The following is a 20,081-nucleotide window of genomic DNA, read 5'->3' on the forward strand; positions in this document are numbered from 1 at the left end:
GTCCTGCCACCGCTTCGGGCGACTCCGAACGGCTCGCATCTCCGCCCATTCCCGCCAACGAAACGTCAAAAATCGTGCTTTGACGAATATCGGCGCGTTTCCCTGCGCGCCGCGAACACACTCATTTGCAGTCAACTTGCTTTCAACGTCTTACAACGTCTTTGTTCATACCTTTTAAATGCTTCAAGTCTATGAGTGCGCTGCCGTAAACGGAAATTAGAGCGCCCTTTCAAAAAAGCGCCGGACCCAACACACGCCGCTCCCACGCTGCGTAGGCAGCAGCCTCTCATTGAGTACAGCACACAGGACCAAGCATGTTGAATAAAGGCATCACGATCAAGGCGCGAATTGGCCTCACGATGGCGTTCCTCGCCGCGTTGCTGGTTGCGACCGGCGTTTTCGGTCTGTTCGGCATGAGCCGTTCGAACGACGCGTATGAGGACACGTTCACCAACGCGATGCCGGGCGCGGTGAACATCGGCAACGCGGAAATCTACGCGGCGCGCGAACGACTCGCGCTCGACCGCGCCGCGTTCCTGGTCGGCACACCGGAAGCGGCCACCACCATCGAGCGCGGGCGCATGCTCGGGGGCACGTCCGACATGTGGTGGAAGAAATATCTCGATCTGCCACGCGACGCGGACGAAGACCGGCTTGCGCAGGACGTCGCCGCGAAGCGCAACGCGCTGCATCAGCAACTCGAAACGTTCGCGGCGGCGATCACGGCGAACGATCAGGGCAAGCTGGTCGAGCACGCGAAGAATCTGCAGGTCGTCTTCAACGACCTCGTCGGCGCCGACGACGCGCTGCGCAAATACCAGTTCGATTCGGCCAGGCAGGGCTTCGACTCCGCGCAGAGCAGTTTCCAGACCTTCCGCGTGGTCAGCATCGGCGCGCTGGTGGTCGGCGTGCTGGCGGCGGCGCTGTCGTATCTGACGCTGAGCCGCTCGATCGCGCGTCCGCTCGACGAAGCGCTTGGCCACTTCGATGCGATTGCGGCCGGCGATCTGCGTCATCCGGTGATCGCGACATCGCGCGACGAAATGGGGCAACTGCTCGAAGGCATCGCCAGAATGCAGCGCAGCCTCACCGAAACGGTGCGCAGCGTGCGCGGCGGTAGCGAGTCGATCGCGACCGCGACGCGCCAGATCGCGGCGGGCAACATCGACCTGTCGTCGCGGACCGAGGAGCAGGCGTCGGCGCTGCAGGAAACCGCCTCGAGCATGGAGCAACTGACCGGCACGGTGCGGCAGAATGCCGACAACGCGCGCCAGGCGAGCGCGCTCGCGGCCAACGCGTCCGAGATCGCCAACAAGGGTAGCGCGGTGGTCGGCCAGGTGGTCGGCACGATGGGCGACATCAACCAGAGCTCGGCGAAGATCGCCGACATCATCTCGATCATCGAAGGCATTGCCTTCCAGACCAACATCCTCGCGTTGAATGCAGCCGTCGAGGCGGCGCGCGCCGGCGAGGAGGGGCGCGGCTTCGCGGTCGTCGCGGGCGAAGTGCGCAGCCTCGCGCAGCGTTCGTCGGCGGCGGCCAAGGAGATCAAGGAGCTGATCGATACGTCGGTCGAGCGCGTGCAGTCGGGCTCGGCGCTCGTCGACGAGGCCGGCCGCACGATGAGCGAAATCATCGGCGCGGTGCAGCGCGTGTCCGACATCATGGGCGAGATCGCGGCGGCGTCGGAGGAGCAGAGCGGCGGCATCGACCAGGTCGCGCGCGCGGTCACGCAGATGGACGAGGTCACGCAGCAGAATGCGGCGCTCGTCGAGGAAGCGGCCGCCGCCGCGTCGTCGCTCGAGGAGCAGGCGGCGCGGCTGCGCAGCGCGGTCGCGGTGTTCCAGGTCGACGACAGCGGCCGGGGCGGTCACGAAGCGGCGTCGGCGCTTGCGGCGCCGAAGCGCCCGGTGTCCGCGAGCCCGGTCGCTACACGCGCACGCAAGCTCACGCTGGCTACCGCGCAGGCGGCGTTGCCGGCGAAGTCATCGATCCCGGCCGCGGCCGCTGTCGCGCCGCCGGTAGCGGCCGCCTCCACGCCCACGCCCACGCGCGCGCCGGCCAGGTCCGCGGCGACGGCCGGCAGCGATCAGGATTGGGAGACCTTCTGAGCTGGCTCGGATTCAGGTGTACATGGGCAGCGGCGCTGTCGTGCGTCAGGTGAGTCGAGGCGCGCCGTTCGGCGCAACAGCCGTTCGCGTTCCCGTTCGCTAGCTGTCCGGCATCCGCGTCGCACCCGCGACGATCGCTTCGCGAAAAGCCGCGCCTGGACACCCCATGCGCGGTTTTTTTTCAGCTCCGGCAAGAATTAACGTTTGGGCGCCGCCGCCTTTCACCGGCGCGTGTCGCGATCCGGTACATTGACGGGCACGGCCCCGATCCGTTTGCGCGGCGCGCGGCTGCCCGCACCTCCAACAGGTGGTTCCCACATATTTGCTACGTCCTGCGAACCCTGCCATGCGCCAGCCACAAAGAACCGACATGACGCGATACGATCTTGCGCAACGCCTCGTCGAGGCACGCCAGCAGCGCCGGCCGATCGACGCGCCCGCACCCGACAGCCTGCCGCCCGACGCGGCGACCGCCTACGCGATCCAGCAGGCGGTGATCGAGGGCCTCGGCGAGTCGACCGGCGCGTGGAAGATCGGCGCGAAGTCGCCGGGCGGCGCCGCGTCGGGCGCACCGATTCCGGCCTCGCTGGTGATGCCGTCGCCAGCGAGGCTCGCGCATGACGGCTTCTTTCGCGTGCTGGTGGAGCTCGAGATCGCGTTCCGCTTCGACGTGACGATCGAGCCGCGCGCTCAGGCGTATGCGCGCGACGAGGTACTGTCGAAGGTCGGCGCCGTGCTGCCGGCCATCGAGATCGTCGACAGCCGCTTCGCCGAATGGCCGAACGTCGCGCCGCTCGCGCAGTTGGCCGACGCGCAGAACAACGGCGCGCTGATCACCGGCCATCCGGCCGTCTATGCGAGCCTCGCGCGCGGCTTCGACTTCGTGTCGCCGGAACTGGAGCTGAGTTTCAACGGCCGCTCGCTGATACCGGAAGTGACCGGCAATCCGGCAGGCGATCCGCGCGAGCTGCTCGTGTGGTTCGTCAACCATTGCGCGGCGATGGGCATCACGATCGAGCGCAACTGGACCTTGACCACCGGTTCATACGTCGGCGCGCACAAGATCGACGAACCCGGCATCGTGCGTGGTCATATCGACGGATTGGGTGAAGTGGAAATTGAACTGACCTGATCGATGCTGCGCTTGTAACCGCAAATTACAACGCTTGATTCCAAACGGCTGCCCGCGTGCAGCCGTTTTTATTTTGGCGAATTTGAAACGGTGGCAGTCTTTGAATCGTCAACCTGTTCGAATGCATTTGTTGCAACTTTGCCGCGTCCTTCCGTATACACCTATGAGAGCGCCGCGAGTTCGTCACGTGCATGCTTCTTGTGACGAAGTGTGCGTGCGCAGACAGCCGCATTTTGGCGGAGGGTCGACGGTGCGGGTACGGGATGTGCAATAGCAACGCGGTGACTTGACGCGATGCAGCGGTCCGGCGAAGTCCTGCAGGAGCACTGAATAGCGATGCGGTGCTGAAGAAAGTAGCGATACAGCGGTGCAGCAGATGAGGTGACTGGTTGCTGCGTGAGCAAAAAAAATTGTAGGTGGTCGAATCTCTGTTTCCAAGTGAGGGGTTACGGCGCGATTTTCGCAACGTAGTCCGTGAAAAAAAATTTAAAAGGGTTTAGGATGAATTCGAGCGATGTCGTTTCCGAATAGCGCGCCGCGCACGACATCGCCCCAGACTTCGGCGAGGAGGTAGCATGGATATCTACAGCAGTTTCGCGACCCGCTTCGAGAAAACACGGGAGGACGAACTCTCGCTCGAGGAGTATCTCGCGCTCTGCAAAGACAATCCCGCCGCGTACGCCACTGCGGGCGAACGCATGTTGACGGCAATCGGAGAACCGGAACAGATCGACACTCGCAACGATCCGCGTTTATCGCGTATCTTCGCGAACAAGGTCATCAAGGTATACCCCGCATTCCGTGAATTCTACGGAATGGAAGAGGTGATCGAGCAGGTGGTCGCCTACTTCCGGCATTCGGCCCAGGGGCTCGAAGAAAAGAAGCAGATCCTGTATCTGTTAGGACCGGTCGGCGGCGGCAAGTCGTCGATCGCGGAACGTCTGAAGCAATTGATGGAACGCGTGCCGTTCTATGCGATCAAGGGCTCGCCCGTCAACGAATCGCCGCTCGGTCTGTTCGACTACGAGGAAGACGGTCCGATCCTCGAAGAGCAATATGGCATTCCTCGTCGCTACCTGCGAGGCATTCTGAGTCCGTGGGCGGTCAAGCGCCTGCACGAATACAACGGCGACATCCGCAAGTTCCGCGTGGTGCGCCGCTATCCGTCGATCCTTCGCCAGATCGCTATCTCGAAGACCGAACCGGGCGACGAGAACAATCAGGACATTTCGTCGCTGGTCGGCAAGGTCGACATCCGCAAGCTCGAACAGTACGCGCAGGACGATGCCGACGCGTACAGCTACTCGGGCGGCCTGTGCCTCGCCAATCAGGGCCTGCTCGAGTTCGTCGAAATGTTCAAGGCGCCGATCAAGGTGTTGCACCCGCTGCTCACGGCGACCCAGGAAGGCAACTTCAAGGGCACGGAAGGCTTCGGCGCGATTCCGTTCGACGGCATCATCCTCGCTCACTCGAACGAATCGGAATGGAAGGCATTCCGCAACAACCGTAACAACGAGGCACTGCTCGACCGGATCTTCGTCGTCAAGGTGCCGTACTGCCTGCGCTATAGCGAAGAGGTCAAGATTTACGAGAAGCTGCTGCGCAACTCGTCGCTCGCCAGCGCGGTCTGCGCGCCGGGCACGCTGAAGATGATGGGGCAGTTGTCCGTGCTCACGCGTTTGCACGAGCCGGAGAACTCGAGCCTGTTCTCGAAGATGCAGGTCTACGACGGCGAAAATCTGAAGGACACGGACCCGAAGGCGAAGTCGTATCAGGAGTATCGCGACTTCGCGGGCGTCGACGAAGGCATGACCGGCGTGTCGACCCGCTTCGCGTTCAAGATTCTGTCGCGCGTGTTCAACTTCGACTCGACCGAGGTCGCGGCCAATCCGGTGCATCTGATGTACGTGCTCGAACAGCAGATCGAACGCGAGCAGTTCCCGCCGGAAACCGAGCAGAAGTATCTGTCCTTCATCAAGGACGTGCTCGCGTCGCGCTATGCGGAGTTCATCGGCAAGGAGATTCAGACCGCTTACCTGGAGTCGTACTCCGAGTACGGTCAGAACATCTTCGACCGCTATGTCACGTATGCGGACTTCTGGATCCAGGATCAGGAGTTCCGCGACCACGACACCGGCGAGAGCTTCGACCGTGCCGCGTTGAACGCCGAGCTGGAGAAGATCGAGAAGCCCGCGGGCATCAGCAATCCGAAGGACTTCCGCAACGAGATCGTGAATTTCGTGCTGCGTGCGCGGGCAGCGAATGCGGGCAAGAACCCCGCGTGGATCAGCTACGAGAAGCTGCGCGTCGTGATCGAAAAGAAGATGTTCTCGAACACGGAAGAGCTGTTGCCGGTGATCTCGTTCAATGCGAAAGGCTCGGCCGAAGAGCAGCGCAAGCATGAAGACTTCGTCAATCGCATGGTGGCGAAGGGCTATACGCCGAAGCAGGTGCGCTTGCTGTGCGACTGGTATCTGCGCGTGCGCAAGTCGTCATGATGCGCGCATGATACTCATGGTGTGCCGCCCGTACGGTTCGACCGTACGGGCAACCGGCGAGGCGCAAGCCGCATAGCATTGCACTGCGCGGCGGGCGTCTCGCGCACCCGAAATATTAGTGCGGCCGCAGGGAATCGCGGTTGCATGGACGGGAGACCGGGCGTGCTTCATCAAATCATCGACCGCAGGTTGGCAGGCAAGAACAAGAGTATTGCGAACCGTGAGCGCTTTTTGCGCCGCGTCAAAAACTATATTCGTCGTGCCGTTTCGGAGGCGGTGCGTGATCGCAGCATCAAGGACATCCAGAACACCCAGAGCATCACCATTCCGCGCAAGGACATCGCGGAGCCGTCGTTCCGTCATGGACCGGGCGGCCGGCGCGAGATGGTGCATCCCGGCAACTCGGACTACATCCGCGGCGACAAGATCAAGCGCCCGCAAGGCGGCGGTGGCGGTGGCGGAGGCAGTCAGGCCAGCAACGAGGGCGAGGGTCAGGACGACTTCGTGTTCGAGCTGAGCCGCGAAGAGTTCATGCAGTATTTCTTCGACGACCTCGAACTGCCGCGTCTCGTCAAGACCCATCTGATGGCCGTGCCGACGTGGAAAAGCGTCCGCGCGGGCTGGGCCGCGGAGGGCACGCCAAACAATATCGACGTGGTGCGCTCGTTGCGCAGCGCGCTCGGCCGGCGCATCGCGCTCGGCGCGCCGCTCGTCAACCAGCTGCACGAAATGGAGCGGCAACTGGAAGAGTTGAAGGCCGATCCCGCCGATCGCCGCGACGAGATCAAGCTACTCGAAGACGACATCCACCATCTGAAAGGACGCATCTGGCGGATTCCGTTCATCGATCCGTTCGATCTGCGCTACGTGAATCGCGTGAAGCAGCCTACGCCGTCGAGCCAGGCGGTGATGTTTTGCCTGATGGACGTGTCCGGTTCGATGGACGAGCAGCGCAAGGATCTCGCGAAGCGCTTCTTCATCCTGCTGTACCTGTTCCTGAAGCGTAACTACGAGCGCATCGAAGTCGTGTTCATCCGCCACCACACGCGCGCCGAGGAAGTCGACGAAGACACGTTTTTCCACTCGACCGAAAGCGGCGGCACCGTGGTGTCGAGCGCGCTCGAGCTGATGCGCAAGGTGATGGACGAGCGCTACTCGCCGACTGAATGGAACATTTACGGCGCCCAGGCGTCCGACGGCGACAACTGGACCGACGACTCGCCGAAGTGCCGCAAAATACTCTCGGATGACATCCTGGAGAAGGTGCGGTATTTTGCGTATATTCAGGTGACGCCCGAAGAGCAGAATCTGTGGCTCGAATACGCGCAACTGGCGCTGTCGCAACCGCACATGGCGATGAAGAAGGTCGAAACCGCGGCCGATATTTATCCGGTGTTTCGCGAGCTGTTCGAGAAGCAGGCGGCGACTTCGTGATGGGATGCTGGTGGCGCACGAAGCGCCTGAATGACGAAGCGCGCGGCGATTCGTACGACAAGGGGTGACCCGCCGTATGACCGCGCCGCAGCGCAACAAAGGCGTGCCGCAGCGACAGTCGGGGCATGCCGAGGCAGGAGCGGCCAGCACGGGAGCCGCTCACGCCGGAGCAGTCCGCGATGCTGGAGCACGGGACACACCGGAACGCCCAACGAGGGCAAAGGGAAGTCCGTATGAACGTAGCCGATAGACGGCCTCTGCCGTGCCCGTCCGACTGGACCTTCGACTTGATCGAAGAGTACGACTCGCATATTGCCCGTGTTGCGGAGCAATACGAGCTCGACGTATATCCGATCCAGCTCGAACTCATCAGCGCCGAACAGATGATGGATGCCTATGCGTCTGTCGGCATGCCGGTGAACTACCGTCACTGGTCGTTCGGCAAACATTTCCTTGCTACCGAAAAAAGCTATCGCCGCGGCCAGATGGGGCTCGCGTACGAGATCGTCATCAATTCGAACCCCTGCATCGCCTATCTGATGGAAGAGAACACGATGACGATGCAGGCGCTCGTCATCGCGCATGCGGCCTACGGTCACAACTCGTTCTTCAAGGGCAACTATCTGTTCGGCTTATGGACGGACGCGCACGCGATCATCGACTACCTCGTCTACGCAAAGAATTACATCGCGGAATGCGAGGAGCGCTATGGGCTCGATCGCGTCGAGGAATTGCTCGACTCGTGCCACGCGCTGATGAATTACGGCGTGGACCGCTACAAGCGTCCGCAGAAGCTGTCGCTCCAGAAAGAGTTCGCCGCGCGTCGCGAACGTGAGGCGTATCTGCAGTCGCAGGTCAACGAGTTGTGGCGCACGTTGCCCACGCGCCATACGCCGCTGCCCGAAGAGGTCGAGGGGCGCTATCCGCCCGAGCCGCAGGAAAACCTGCTGTATTTCGCGGAGAAAAACGCGCCGCTGCTCGAAGCGTGGGAGCGCGAGGTGATCCGGATCGTGCGCAAGATCGGTCAGTACTTCTATCCGCAGCGGCAGACCCAGGTGATGAACGAAGGCTGGGCGACGTTTTGGCACTACACGCTGCTCAATACGATGTACAACCAGGGCAAGCTCGAAGACGGCTTCATGATGGAGTTTCTCCATTCACACAGCAACGTCGTCTATCAGCCGCCGGTCACGAAGCCGTATTACAGCGGCATCAATCCGTATGCGCTGGGCTTTTCGATGATGAGCGATATCCGGCGCATCTGCGAAGCGCCTACCGACGAAGACCGCAAGTGGTTTCCGAATCTGGCCGGCAGTCCGTGGCTGCCCGCGATGCACTACGCGATGCGCAACTTCAAGGACGAGAGCTTCATCGCGCAGTATCTGTCGCCGCATCTGATCCGCGAAATGCGCCTGTTCTCGGTGCTCGACGACGACATGCGAGACGCGCTCGAAGTGTCGGCGATTCACGACGATAGCGGCTACCAGTACGTGCGCCAGGCGTTGTCGCGGCAGTACGACATGCATCACCGTGAGCCGAACATTCAGGTGTGGGCCGTCAATACACGCGGCGATCGCAGCCTGACGTTGCGGCATTTCATGAGCGATAACCGGCACCTGTCGTCGGATAGCGAAGAGGTGCTCAAGCACATGGCGCGCTTGTGGCAGTTCGACGTGTACCTCGAGAGCGTCGACGAAAACGGTATCGTCAGAAAACGCTACGACTGCCGGTATATGCCGCCGTCCGTGAGAATATGAGCGCCGCCTGACTCCCGCCTGAGCGGTTCGTGTCGCCCGTCAAGCCCCTGCCAGTCCCCAACTGGCAGGGGCTTTGTTCTATTGGTGCGCAAATCCGGCCGACCCAGGGCTTTCATCAGGCCATGCTGACAAAAAACCTTCCTGTGCTTTCATTTATGTAAAATTCGCGCACCCGCGGCGGCCGCTCAGGCTGGGCGCGCGACATCAAGGCGGCACCACGACCGTCCTCCTCGTTTAAATAAGGAAAGACACCAGCATGAACGACCAAACCGAACAATACGTCGTGGCCTCGGCGCACGACACACGGCGCCGCATTTTTGCAATCGTCGGCGCTTCATCGGGCAATCTCGTCGAGTGGTTCGACTTCTATGTGTATTCGTTCACGGCGCTTTACTTCGCGCCGTCGTTCTTCCCGAGCGGCAACACGACCACGCAGTTGCTGAACACGGCCGGCGTGTTCGCCGCGGGCTTCCTGATGCGGCCGATTGGCGGCTGGTTCTTCGGGCGGCTCGCCGACAAACGTGGTCGCCGCACCGCGATGATGGTGTCGGTATTCATGATGTGCGGCGGCTCGCTGGTGATCGCGATGCTGCCCACCTACGCGCAGATCGGCGCGCTCGCGCCGGCGTTGCTGCTGCTCGCGCGGCTGTTGCAGGGGCTGTCGGTGGGCGGCGAATACGGCACCAGCGCGACCTATATGAGCGAAGTCGCGTTGAAGGGCCGGCGTGGCTTTTTCGCGTCGTTCCAGTATGTCACGCTGATCGGCGGCCAACTGTGCGCGCTGCTCGTGCTCGTGACCCTGCAACAGACGCTGACGACCGAAGAGCTGAAGGCGTGGGGCTGGCGTGTGCCGTTCGTGATTGGCGCCTTCGCCGCGTTGATCGCGCTCTATCTGCGTAAATCCCTTGATGAAACCACCACCGCGGCGATGCGCCAGCGCAAGGAAGCGGGCACGCTGCGCGGGCTGTGGGAGCACAAGAGCGCGTTCATGACGGTGCTCGGCTTCACGGCCGGCGGCTCGCTGATCTTCTATACGTTCACCACCTACATGCAAAAGTACCTGGTCAACACGGCCGGCATGCACGCGAAGACCGCGAGCTCGGTGATGACTGCCGCGTTGTTCGTCTACATGCTGATGCAGCCGGCGTTCGGCGCATTGTCGGACCGCATCGGGCGGCGCCGCTCGATGCTGTGTTTCGGCCTGTTCGCGACGCTCGGCACGGTGCCGCTGCTGCATGCGCTGAAAGACGTGACGAGCCCGTATGCGGCCTTCGCGTTGGTCGTGGTGGCGCTCGCGATCGTCAGCTTCTATACGTCGATCAGCGGCCTGATCAAGGCGGAAATGTTTCCACCGCAAGTGCGTGCGCTTGGCGTAGGGCTGTCGTATGCGCTCGCCAATGCGATCTTCGGCGGCTCGGCGGAGTATGTCGCGCTGTGGCTGAAGTCCGCCGGTGTCGAGACGATGTTCTTCTGGTACGTGACGGCGCTGTGCGCACTCGCGGGTATCGTGTCGCTGCGCATGCGCGATCCCTCGTCGGAAGGGTATCTGCGGCACGAGCCGTGAACCGCTAGTCGGGCACGGCGAAACGTCGTGCCGCGGTGGCAGCGTTCAGGCGGCGGCCCAGGGCAACCGGGCCGCCGTTTTTCATGGCATCGACGTTTGCGCGTCAATCCGCAAGCGAGGAGCAGCGCGCTTCGCTCAACTGACGGCGATCCGTCTCCCCCACGCATGCAGCAGGTCGCGCAAGCTCTCGGCCTGTTCCATCGTCGACGAACTCATCGACCCTCGCGGCCTCATTCACCGTGGCCGCGCCAACGGCCGCGACCGTCGCCATCGACGGCGTCGCCGCTACGCCGGCGACAGCATCGGCCGCGGCGCGCGGCATCGGCAGACGGCCGCGCCAGGCCGCGCGCGCCAGCATCAGCAGATGGTAGTAAAGCCGCGCGCTAAAGCCGTAGTTATAGGCGAACAGATGCGCGCGCGCGATGCGCCAGCCCGCACGCACCTCGCCGCTGCTCGCGTGAATCGACACCACGATCGGTACGAGCCGCAGCAGCGCCTGCCGCCGCGACGGTTCGAGCGGCGCCGGCAGACGCAGCGACTTCACGAACGCATAGGCACTCAACGTTGCGGCCATGCTCGTGCCGCGTGTGCTGTGCGAAACCGACGTCGCGGTCTTCCGATACACCGACACATAGTCGTGCAGATAAAACACCTCGCGCGCGGCCAGGCATAGCTCGGTGCCGAACACGTAGTCGCAGCAGACGCCATACCGCGCGTCGTAGCCGACCCGCTTGACGAGCCGCGCGTCGGCCATCCAGCCATTGTTCGGAAACATCTGGATCAGGCCGGTGCGGCCCGCGAGCGGCTGGAGACCCTCGCGGGCCTCAGTGCGCCGGAACGCCTCGTTCAGGCGCGCGCTCGCGGCGAGATCGATCGCGCCATCGTGATCCGCTTCGTATTGCGCACCGAATGCCGCATCGAGCCGCGGATAGCGCTGCCATAACGACACGAGTTTGTCGACGGCGTCGCTCGTCAGCAGATCGTCGTCGTGGATCAGCAGGATCTTGTCGCCGCGCGCCCGCTCGAACAGGCTCGACACATTGCGCGCCTGGCCAAGCGGCGGCTCGTGCTTCTCGTAGCGCACGCGCGGCTCGTCGCGGTAACGCTGCAAGATCAGTTGCCGCGAGCGCGCGTCCGTCGAATCGTCGCCAATCACGATTTCGACATGCGGATAGCTTTGCGCGAGGCACGAGTCGATGCATTCGATCAGCAGGTCGGGACGATTGCAGGTGGGCACGCAGATGGACACATGGGCGAGCGCCGCACGGGCGAGGGGAGAACTTGACGCGTTGGACATGATGACGCCTTTTATCGATCGGAAGCGGCAAAAACCGGCGGAAAGCGGCAGCCGGTTCGCAGGGCGCACACCTTGCTGCAAGCAGCAAAATAGTCCAAGGCGTCAAAAAAATATTCGGTAAAAATGAGGAAGAAATGTTTGCTTACAGAAAGGTGCTGGAAGGGAAAAGTGATGCGGCCCGGGTGCGCGACGCAGCCAGGGCCGCTCTGATATAGGGTTCTATTTTTTCAACCGACTGACGGTTCGCCCTCGCCGGACTTTTTGCCCGGACGGTCCGCCGGAGACTGCTTGTGACCTTCGTCGTGGCGCTCGGGCATCTTGCTCTTCGCGTTGTCGCTATGCACGGCGCGGTGCGGATGCGCGGAATTCTCGGTCTGGGCGCTGGCCTCGCTTTTCGATTCGTTGTCGGCCGCGCTTTTTGCTTCGCCTTGGGATTTTTCCGTCGTTTTGCTCATCGCTGCTCTCCTGGAGGGAAGACAAACCTCCGGCAGCAAGAGGCGGACCCGGGCGGGAGCAAACAGACGTTCCGCGCTCAGGCAACCGCGTGGCGCGGCCTGCCGCCCGTCAGCGACATGATGAAGTCGAGAAACACGCGCACCTTGGCCGGCGGATGGTGCCGTGACGGATACAGCGCATACAGCGGGTACACCTCGTCGCCCCAGTCCGGAAAGAGCTCGATCAGCTTGCCGCTCGCGAGCAGCGACTCCGCGCCGAGCGCGAGAATCTGCGCGATGCCCTGGCCCGCGATGCATACGCTATGCAGCGTGCCGACGTCGTTGACGGTCAGCCGCCCCTGCGGCGTCAGCGCGAGCTGCTTGCGGCCGCGATGGAATTCCCAACTGAACGGATAACCGGTGAGCGGATCGCGAAACTTGATGCAGATATGCCGGCCGTCTTCGAGCTCGCCCGGATTCGCCGGCTTGCCATGCTTCTTCAGATACGACGGCGCCGCGACGGTCAGGATGCGCGTATCGAGCAGCTTGCGGGCGACGAGCGTCGACACCGGCGGGTCGCCGAAGCGGATCGCGACATCGAAGCCGTCCCCGACCATGTCACCCAACTGGTCGCGCGTGACGAGTTCGAGCTGCAGGTCCGGATGTTTGTCGATGAAGCCGCCGAGGCGCGGCCCGAGCACGAGCCGCGAAAAGAACGGGTCCATGTTGACGCGCAGACGGCCCCGCACCGCGGTTGCGCCGTGCGCGGCGGAGGCGGCGGCTTCCTCGAGTCCGCCGAGCAGCGGCACGATCTGCTCGTAGAAACGCCGGCCTTCGTCGGTCAGCGTGACCGAGCGCGTGGTGCGGTCGAACAGACGAATGCCGAGGCGTGCTTCGAGCCGGGCGACCGAGCGGCTTACGCCCGATTGCGACATGTCGAGCGCTTCACCGGCGGCCGCGAAACTGCCGCAATCGACGATCGCAGTCAGGACGCCCATGCCGTTCAGCACGCGCTCATCAAATGGCATCGGGGCTCCCTGCCTGGTAGCCATGGATGCCCGACATGCTAACGCCAAGACCTTTCGAATGCATGCGCCGGCATGCGATGAAACGCGTCGGGTCTCAACGCGCCGCGCTCGGCGCAGCCTGGCCGCGAATCACGCGCGTGCCCGACGGGTCGTCGAGGTGGCGGAAGATCCACGCGGACACGAGCGTGATCGCGCCGACGCACACGAATGCGAGCCGGAAGCCGAGCGCCGCCGACCATTGCGCCGCGAACAGATTGACGAGCCCGCCGCCGATCGACACGCCAAGCCCGATCGCAAGCATCTGCACCATCGAGAACAGGCTATTGCCCATGCCGGCGTCTTCGTGCGACAGGTCCTTCAGCGTGACACTGTTCATCGCCGCGAACTGCATCGAGTTGGCCGCGCCGAACACCGCGAGGATCGCGATTTCGATCACGAGCGGTGTGCCGAGCGAAATCAGCGAGAACGCGACGATCGCCGAGCCGACGATGACCGTGTTGACGAGCAGGAAGGTGTCGTAGCCGTAGCGGCGCACGAGCGGCGCGATCCAGCGTTTCGCGAGCGTGCCGGCGAGTGCCGCGGGCAGCATCATCAGACCCGAGTGCAGCGGCGAGTAGCCGAGCTGCAATTGCAGCAGCAGCGGCACGAGGAACGGCACCGCGCTCGAACCGACCCGGCATACGAGGTTGCCGATCAGGCCGACGCTGAAGTTCGGCTCGCCGAACAGCGACAGCTTGAACAGCGGATCGCGGCGGTTTCTGGCGTACGGAATGTAGGCGAGCGCGCTGGCGACGGCCAACGCGAACAGCCCCGCCGACCACGCCGCGCGATGCGAAGGGACCGGCGCGTCGATCGCGAGCGAAAACGCGATCATGCACGACGACAGCAGGGCGCAGCCGATCACATCGAACGGCGGCGCCTGCGCCTCGTCATGCGACGGCAGAAAGCGGTGCACCGCGTACAGACCGAGCGCGCCGATCGGCACGTTGATCAGAAAGATCCAGTGCCACGTGATCGCCTGCACGAACCAGCCGCCGAGCGTTGGCCCGGCGATCGGGCCGAGCTGCCCCGCGATCGATATGAACGCGAGCGCCGACACGTATTGCTCGCCCGACACGCTGCGCAGCACCGCGAGGCGTCCGATCGGCAGCAGCATCGAGCCGCCGAGGCCTTGCAGCACGCGCGCCATCACGAGCTGGCCGAGCGTGTGCGCGCTCGAGCAGCAGATCGAGCCGAGCACGAACACGAGAATGGCGGCGAAATAGACGCGGCGGGTGCCGAAGCGGTCGGCAAGCCAGCCGGAGGCGGGCGTCAGCATCGCCATCGTCAGCGTGTAGGCGACGACGACCGGTTGCATCGCGAGCGGCGCGACGCGCAGGCTGTTCGCGATCGACGGCAGCGCGGTGTTGACGATCGTCGTGTCCAGCGACTGCATGAAGAAGCCGGCGGCGACGATCCATAGTAGGGCAGTTTGAGAGGAATCCTTGGTCATGTTTTCGACAGTGGGCGCGGCGGCGGCAAAGCGCCGCCAGAGCGGGGCCAGGCGGAATTCCGTCATCTTATTGACATCCTCGTCAATCGGGAACCCCACTAAGCCCGCTGACTGTTATCGACAATGCCGATAAGCAGCGCGACAATCACGCATGCTCAATCCAATCTGGCTCAAGACCTTCTCGACCGTCGCGGCTTGCCATAGCTTCACCGAAGCGGGGCGGCGGCTCGACCTGACGCAGTCGAGCGTCAGCGAACATATCCGGCGCCTCGAACAGAGCGTGGGCCGGCGCCTGTTCGTGCGCGACACCCATTCGCTCGCGATGACACCCGACGGCGAAGCGATGCTCGCGCATGCGAGCGTGATCCTGCAGGCGCTGTCGCGCGCGGAATCGCAGTTTCGCGCGCCGCGTCTGAGGGGGCGCGTGCGGCTCGGCTCGTCGGACGACATCGCGCTCGGCCCGCTCCCCACCGTGCTCGCGGCGTTTCGCAACGCGCATCCCGACGTCGAACTGGAAATCACGATCGGCATGACGGGCAGGCTCTACGAGTTGCTCGACGCGGGCGCGATCGATCTGCTGGTCGGCAAGCGTCGGCTCGGTGACCGGCGCGGCGTGCCGCTCTTCACCGGGCGTCTCGAATGGCTCGCGCGGACCGGCACGCTCGTCGATCTGAGTCGGCCGCTGCCGCTGATTCTGGTCGCCGAGCCGAGCGTGACGCGCGCGGTCGTGCTCGATGCGCTCGCCGAAGCCGGCGCGAGCTGGCAGATCGTCTGCACGAGCAGCAGTCATTCCGGCTGTATCGCGGCCGCGCGCGGCGGACTCGGCATCACCGTGCGGCCGCAGTATCTGGCCGCGCGCGGCCTCGCGCCGCCGTTGAATGCGGCCGGACTGCCGACGCTGCCGTCGGTGGAATTCATCGCGCTGGCGGCGAAGCGCTTGAGTCGCCCGGCGGGCACGCTGCTGCAGTTGCTGCATGACAGCGATCTGCGTGGGTCGTGGATCGGGGAGTGAGGCGGGCAGTGCGTCGCCTCATGCTGCCGTTATGCCGCCGCTCAGGCCGGCATCTTCCGGAACGAGATCGCGAAGCGGTTCCATGCATTGATCGCCGAGACGAGCAGCGTCAGGTCGACCAGTTCCTCGTCGCTGAAACGCGGCCGCACTGCCTGCCATACCGCGTCGGGCACATGATCGTGGGACACCAGCGTGAGCGCTTCGGTCCACTCGAGCGCCGCGCGTTCGCGGTCCGTGAAGAACGGCGTTTCGCGCCACACGACGACGGTCGCGAGACGCCGCTCGGTTTCGCCGCCCTTGCGCGCGTCCGCCGTATGCATATCGACGCAATACGCGCAGCCGTTGATCTGCGACGCGCGCAACCGCACCAGTTCGGTCAGCGATTTTTCGAGCGACGATTTGCCGATGCGCTCTTCGACGCCGAGCAGCGATTTGATCGCGGCGGGATTGGCTTTGTAGAAGTCGAGACGTTGTTCCATGATGGGCTCCTGGGCGGGTTGGACGATGCGATGCATCGGACAGGTGTTAGCTTAGTCCGTCGTTTGGATCATAAGAATGGCCGATTCCAGGTATTTTCAGGTAGCCACTTTCGGGCGTTGAGCGGGCACGCCCAGCACCCTTACCGTCGACGATGGCATCGTTGCCGCGTGCAGGCCGATTCGGTATGGTGGGTCATCGACGCTTCCATTGCGCCTTTCACCGTGATCCGGAGACCTGCCCCATGACCGTTGCCGCCGACCCGTCCGCTGTGCCCACCTCGCCGATCCGCACCGATGTCCTGATCGTCGGCGCCGGTCCCGTGGCTCTGTTCGCGGCATTCGAGGCCGGCGTGATCGGCCTCACCTGTCAGATCGTCGACATACTCGGACGGGTCGGCGGCCAATGCATCGAGCTGTATCCCGACAAGCCGATCTACGATATCCCCGCGATTGCGTCGTGCACCGCGCGCGAACTGGTCGAGCGACTGGTCGCGCAGTGCAAGCCGTTCGATGTGCCGATTCATCTCGAGCAGCGCGTCGACACGGTCGAGCAGCGCGACGACGGACGCTGGACCGTGCGCACGCAGCGCGGCCTCGTGTTCGACGTCGCGGCGATCCTGCTCGCCGCCGGTAACGGCGCGTTCGTCCCGCAAAAGCTCCCGCTCCCCGAGGCCGTGCCGCTGGAAAAGCGCTACGTGCACTACAGCGTGCCGCGCCTCGCCGATTTCGCCGACAAAAACGTGGTCGTCGCGGGCGGCGGCGATTCGGCGCTCGACTGGGCGCTGGCACTACGCAAGGTCGCGCGGCGCGTGACCCTCGTGCATCGGCGCGCCGGCTTCAGCGCGGCCGATTCGAGCGTCGAGCTGATGCGGCGCGCGGTCGACGCTGGCGAGATGGACTTCGTCGTCGGCGGGATCGCGGCGCTCGATGTGGAAGACGGCACGCTGCGTTCGCTGACGCTGCGGCAGGTCAACGGCGAGACACAGCTCGAAGCCGAACATCTGATCGCGCTGTATGGACTCGTCGCCGATCTCGGACCGATCGCGCAGTGGGGACTGACGCTTCATGGCGGGCGCGTCGACGTTGATACTTCGAACTACGAAAGCTCGCGGCCGGGCATCTTCGCCGCCGGCGACATCGCGAACTATCCGAACAAGCAGAAGCTGATCCTGTCGGGCTTTCACGAGGCGTCGCTCGCGCTGCGCAAGGCGTACGCGTACGCGTATCCCGACAGGAAACGCGTGCATGTCCATTCGAGCTACGACGCGAAGCTCGCGGAAAAGATCGGCGCGGCGGCTTGACGGGCGCGCCAGCGCAGCAGCAGTTTCGATTGGCGACGTGTGCCGATTCTCAGCGATGTCGAGCCGGGCCGGCCGTTGGCATCACGCGACGGTCGGCCCGCTGTTATCTGCTCGTGTTCCTCGCGGCTGGCAGTATTTTCCAGCGGGTCGACTCGCAGCGGCCGCGGCGCTCGCGGCCTTGTCTTTCTTTCTTGCTGGCCTCATGGTGGCCGATCGCGCAGCCCGCCGCGTCGTGAATACCTTTTTCAATCGACACGCCTGTTTTTGCCAACGAAGGGCAAAACGGAAAGCCGAAACCGCAGCGCGGCGACGTTTTCCGTCATGACCCGCTAGCTATCGCGAGGCTCGCCGTTATAAGCTTGGCGCCTTGTCAGCCGGCGCGCGCGCGCCCTTGGCGACGCATCCCGGCCCCTCCGTGGACCGCGCAAGCGCTTGCGCGACGGCTTCGCCGCCGGCCAGGCGCGAGGTTTGCTTAAAACGAAAGTTCCAATGACGTGTCCGCCATGACCCAGCTCGAAGCTTCTTCTTCCCACGACCACGCCGAGCGCGTTCGAGTGCAGGCCGAGGCCGCGCCGTCGGCGCCCGTCGGCATCGATTATTTGTCGCTCGTGCAGGCGATTTCGGACTACGCGATCTTTCTGCTCGATGCGAAGGGCAACATCGTCAGCTGGAATGCCGGCGCGCAGAAGCTGAAGGGCTACACGGAAAGCGAGATCGTCGGCCAGCATTTCTCGCGCTTCTATACCGAGGAAGCCGTCGCGCGCGGCTGGCCGACCTACGAGCTGGAACAGGCTGCGCTGACCGGCCGTTTCGAAGACGAAGGCTGGCGCGTGCGCAAGGACGGCACGACGTTCTGGGCGAACGTCGTGATCACCGCGATCCGCAACGAGAAGGGCGCGGTCACGGGCTTCGCGAAGATCACGCGCGACCTGACCGCGCAGCGCGAATACCTCGAAGCGCTGCGCCAGAGCGAGGAGCGCTTCCGTCTGCTCGTCGATAGCGTGAAGGACTACGCGATCTTCATGCTCGATCCGCAAGGCTTCGTCGTCAGTTGGAATTCGGGCGCCGCGCGCATCAAGGGCTATACGCACGACGAAATCGTCGGCCGGCACTTCTCGCAGTTCTATGTGCCCGAGGAGGCCGCGGCCGGCAAGCCCGCGCGCGAGCTGGCGATCGCGCGCCAGATCGGCGCCGTCGAAGACGAAGGCTGGCGCATGCGCAAGGACGGTTCGACGTTCTGGGCCAACGTGATCATCACGGCCGTCTATGACGAATCGCGACGCTTGCGCGGCTTCGCCAAGGTCACGCGCGATTTGACCGAGCGGCGCCGGCGCGAGGAACTGGAGCGCTCCGGGGAGCGCATGCGCGAATTTCTCGCGACGCTCGCGCACGAACTGCGCAATCCGCTCGCGCCGGTGCGCAACGCGGTCGGCACGATGCAGATGGAAACCGATCTGAGCCCGGTGGTCGCGCGGGCGCGCGATCTGATCGATCGCCAGGTCACCCACCTGACGCGACTCGTCGACGATCTGCTCGATATCGGCCGCATCATGTCCGACAAGGTCGAACTGCGTATTGCGCGCGTCGATCTCGCCGAGCTCGTCGCGCGCGCGATCGAAGCGGCGCGGCCCTTCACCGACTCGCGCGAGCAGCGCGTGGTCGCGCATGTACCCGACGCTCCCGTGATGATTCGCGGCGACATGACGAGGCTCGTGCAGGTCCTGCAAAACCTCCTGCACAACGCGTCGAAGTTTTCGCCGAACGGCAGCGCGATCGAGATGCAGGGACGTGTGGACTTCCGTATGGCGGTGCTCGAAGTGCGCGACCCCGGCTGCGGCATTCCGGTGCGCTCGCTCGACAAGATCTTCGAACTGTTCGCGCAGGAGAAGGAAGGGCAAAATTTCGGCGAGGGCGGCCTTGGGATCGGCCTGACGCTGTGCAAGTCGCTCGTCGAAATGCATGGTGGCAGCATCGTCGCGAGCAGCGAAGGACTGGGACTCGGCAGCACGTTCACGCTGAGTCTGCCGCTCGCTTCCGCGCAGTCCGACACCGCGGAGAGCGGCACGATCGATGCCGCGCCCCACGTGCAGCCGCTGCGCATTCTCCTCGTCGACGACAATCGCGATTCGGCCGACAGCCTCGCGATGCTGCTCGAACTGAAGGGCCACGAGGTGCGTATCGCCTACGAGGGCGAGCAGGCCCTGCATATCGCTCCGCGCTTCTCGCCGCATCTCGCGCTGATCGACCTCGCGATGCCGAAGATGGATGGCTATGCGACGCTCGCGGCGATGCGCGCGCGGCCCGAGATGTCGCGCACGATGTACGCGGCGATGACGGGTTTCGGCCATGCGAGCGATCTCGATCGAACTCGCCACGCGGGTTTCCATGCGCACCTCGTGAAGCCGGTCGAGATGGCGGTCCTCGACGCGTTGCTCGTGAAGGCGGATGGACGTCTGAGCGGAAGCGGCGGGAAATAGCCGCTGTTTCGCTGCGCGGCTGCCTCGCCAGCCGGGGCACGGTGTTTGCTGCGACGCTGCATACG

At 63.9% G+C, this 20,081-nt stretch carries 14 protein-coding genes; 9 read left to right on the forward strand and 5 right to left on the reverse strand.

Going from position 1 to position 20,081, the window contains the following annotated elements:
- Positions 1-314: 314 nt before the first annotated feature.
- The 6 genes from OKW38_RS08245 to OKW38_RS08270 all read left to right on the forward strand — a co-directional run bounded on the left by OKW38_RS08245 (position 315) and on the right by OKW38_RS08270 (position 10,496).
- Positions 315-2,111: a methyl-accepting chemotaxis protein gene (locus tag OKW38_RS08245; RefSeq protein ID WP_429360944.1), complete on the forward strand. Its 1,797-nt coding sequence runs from the start codon at positions 315-317 to the stop codon at positions 2,109-2,111.
- A 370-nt stretch (positions 2,112-2,481) separates the two neighbouring features.
- Positions 2,482-3,243 carry a 2-keto-4-pentenoate hydratase gene (locus OKW38_RS08250; RefSeq protein WP_429360946.1) on the forward strand — a complete coding sequence of 254 codons (762 nt, stop codon included), beginning with the start codon at positions 2,482-2,484 and terminating at the stop codon, positions 3,241-3,243.
- A 575-nt stretch (positions 3,244-3,818) separates the two neighbouring features.
- Positions 3,819-5,741, forward strand: a complete 1,923-nt coding sequence (locus OKW38_RS08255; RefSeq protein ID WP_090805283.1) for a PrkA family serine protein kinase — start codon at positions 3,819-3,821, stop codon at positions 5,739-5,741.
- Positions 5,742-5,903: 162 nt separating this feature from the next.
- The gene (locus OKW38_RS08260) at positions 5,904-7,175 is read left to right on the forward strand and encodes a YeaH/YhbH family protein (protein ID WP_090805817.1); all 1,272 of its coding nucleotides are present in this window, start codon (positions 5,904-5,906) and stop codon (positions 7,173-7,175) included.
- 233 nt (positions 7,176-7,408) lie between these two features.
- Positions 7,409-8,932: a SpoVR family protein gene (locus OKW38_RS08265; protein ID WP_429360948.1), complete on the forward strand. Its 1,524-nt coding sequence runs from the start codon at positions 7,409-7,411 to the stop codon at positions 8,930-8,932.
- A gap of 256 nt (positions 8,933-9,188) precedes the next feature.
- Positions 9,189-10,496 (forward strand): MFS family transporter, encoded by a 1,308-nt coding sequence (locus tag OKW38_RS08270; protein WP_090805279.1) that lies wholly within the window; start codon positions 9,189-9,191, stop codon positions 10,494-10,496.
- Between the two features lie 103 nt (positions 10,497-10,599).
- On the opposite strand, the gene OKW38_RS08275 is transcribed toward OKW38_RS08270, so the two are convergent.
- The 4 genes from OKW38_RS08275 to OKW38_RS08290 form a co-directional block, all read right to left on the reverse strand.
- Positions 10,600-11,793, reverse strand: a complete 1,194-nt coding sequence (locus OKW38_RS08275) for a glycosyltransferase family 2 protein (RefSeq protein ID WP_429360950.1) — start codon at positions 11,791-11,793, stop codon at positions 10,600-10,602.
- 227 nt (positions 11,794-12,020) lie between these two features.
- Complete coding sequence (locus OKW38_RS08280) at positions 12,021-12,248, reverse strand: hypothetical protein (protein ID WP_429360952.1); 228 nt, start codon at positions 12,246-12,248, stop codon at positions 12,021-12,023.
- Between the two features lie 77 nt (positions 12,249-12,325).
- On the reverse strand, positions 12,326-13,255 hold the full coding sequence (locus OKW38_RS08285) for a LysR family transcriptional regulator (RefSeq protein ID WP_187610541.1): 930 nt from the start codon (positions 13,253-13,255) through the stop codon (positions 12,326-12,328).
- A gap of 94 nt (positions 13,256-13,349) precedes the next feature.
- Entirely contained in the window at positions 13,350-14,747 is a 1,398-nt protein-coding gene (locus OKW38_RS08290) for a DHA2 family efflux MFS transporter permease subunit (protein WP_222944762.1), read from the reverse strand.
- 151 nt (positions 14,748-14,898) lie between these two features.
- Here OKW38_RS08290 and OKW38_RS08295 point away from each other — a divergent pair, with 151 nt between their 5' ends.
- On the forward strand, positions 14,899-15,759 hold the full coding sequence (locus OKW38_RS08295) for a LysR family transcriptional regulator (RefSeq protein WP_429334710.1): 861 nt from the start codon (positions 14,899-14,901) through the stop codon (positions 15,757-15,759).
- 41 nt (positions 15,760-15,800) lie between these two features.
- Here the strand turns inward: OKW38_RS08295 and OKW38_RS08300 are convergent, their stop codons facing one another.
- The gene (locus tag OKW38_RS08300) at positions 15,801-16,238 is read right to left on the reverse strand and encodes a carboxymuconolactone decarboxylase family protein (RefSeq protein ID WP_090805270.1); all 438 of its coding nucleotides are present in this window, start codon (positions 16,236-16,238) and stop codon (positions 15,801-15,803) included.
- Between the two features lie 242 nt (positions 16,239-16,480).
- Between OKW38_RS08300 and OKW38_RS08305 the strand changes: the two genes are divergently transcribed.
- Together OKW38_RS08305 and OKW38_RS08310 are read left to right on the forward strand one after the other, a co-directional pair.
- Positions 16,481-17,539: an NAD(P)/FAD-dependent oxidoreductase gene (locus OKW38_RS08305; RefSeq protein ID WP_429334709.1), complete on the forward strand. Its 1,059-nt coding sequence runs from the start codon at positions 16,481-16,483 to the stop codon at positions 17,537-17,539.
- Between the two features lie 503 nt (positions 17,540-18,042).
- Positions 18,043-20,016 (forward strand): hybrid sensor histidine kinase/response regulator, encoded by a 1,974-nt coding sequence (locus OKW38_RS08310; RefSeq protein ID WP_429360954.1) that lies wholly within the window; start codon positions 18,043-18,045, stop codon positions 20,014-20,016.
- Positions 20,017-20,081: the final 65 nt, after the last annotated feature.

The organism is Paraburkholderia sp. MM5496-R1, assembly GCF_050436205.1.
Taxonomy (GTDB): Bacteria; Pseudomonadota; Gammaproteobacteria; order Burkholderiales; family Burkholderiaceae; genus Paraburkholderia; species Paraburkholderia tuberum.

What these genes read in the sequence shown, in the direction of transcription:
- OKW38_RS08245 (WP_429360944.1), top strand. Translation starts at nt 315, where the DNA reads ATGTTGAATAAAGGCATCACGATCAAGGCGCGAATTGGCCTCACGATG.
- OKW38_RS08250 (WP_429360946.1), top strand. Translation starts at nt 2,482, where the DNA reads ATGACGCGATACGATCTTGCGCAACGCCTCGTCGAGGCACGCCAGCAG.
- OKW38_RS08255 (WP_090805283.1), top strand. Translation starts at nt 3,819, where the DNA reads ATGGATATCTACAGCAGTTTCGCGACCCGCTTCGAGAAAACACGGGAG.
- OKW38_RS08265 (WP_429360948.1), top strand. Translation starts at nt 7,409, where the DNA reads ATGAACGTAGCCGATAGACGGCCTCTGCCGTGCCCGTCCGACTGGACC.
- OKW38_RS08270 (WP_090805279.1), top strand. Translation starts at nt 9,189, where the DNA reads ATGAACGACCAAACCGAACAATACGTCGTGGCCTCGGCGCACGACACA.
- OKW38_RS08275 (WP_429360950.1), bottom strand. Translation starts at nt 11,793, where the DNA reads ATGTCCAACGCGTCAAGTTCTCCCCTCGCCCGTGCGGCGCTCGCCCAT.
- OKW38_RS08280 (WP_429360952.1), bottom strand. Translation starts at nt 12,248, where the DNA reads ATGAGCAAAACGACGGAAAAATCCCAAGGCGAAGCAAAAAGCGCGGCC.
- OKW38_RS08285 (WP_187610541.1), bottom strand. Translation starts at nt 13,255, where the DNA reads ATGCCATTTGATGAGCGCGTGCTGAACGGCATGGGCGTCCTGACTGCG.
- OKW38_RS08290 (WP_222944762.1), bottom strand. Translation starts at nt 14,747, where the DNA reads ATGACCAAGGATTCCTCTCAAACTGCCCTACTATGGATCGTCGCCGCC.
- OKW38_RS08295 (WP_429334710.1), top strand. Translation starts at nt 14,899, where the DNA reads ATGCTCAATCCAATCTGGCTCAAGACCTTCTCGACCGTCGCGGCTTGC.
- OKW38_RS08300 (WP_090805270.1), bottom strand. Translation starts at nt 16,238, where the DNA reads ATGGAACAACGTCTCGACTTCTACAAAGCCAATCCCGCCGCGATCAAA.
- OKW38_RS08305 (WP_429334709.1), top strand. Translation starts at nt 16,481, where the DNA reads ATGACCGTTGCCGCCGACCCGTCCGCTGTGCCCACCTCGCCGATCCGC.
- OKW38_RS08310 (WP_429360954.1), top strand. Translation starts at nt 18,043, where the DNA reads ATGACCCAGCTCGAAGCTTCTTCTTCCCACGACCACGCCGAGCGCGTT.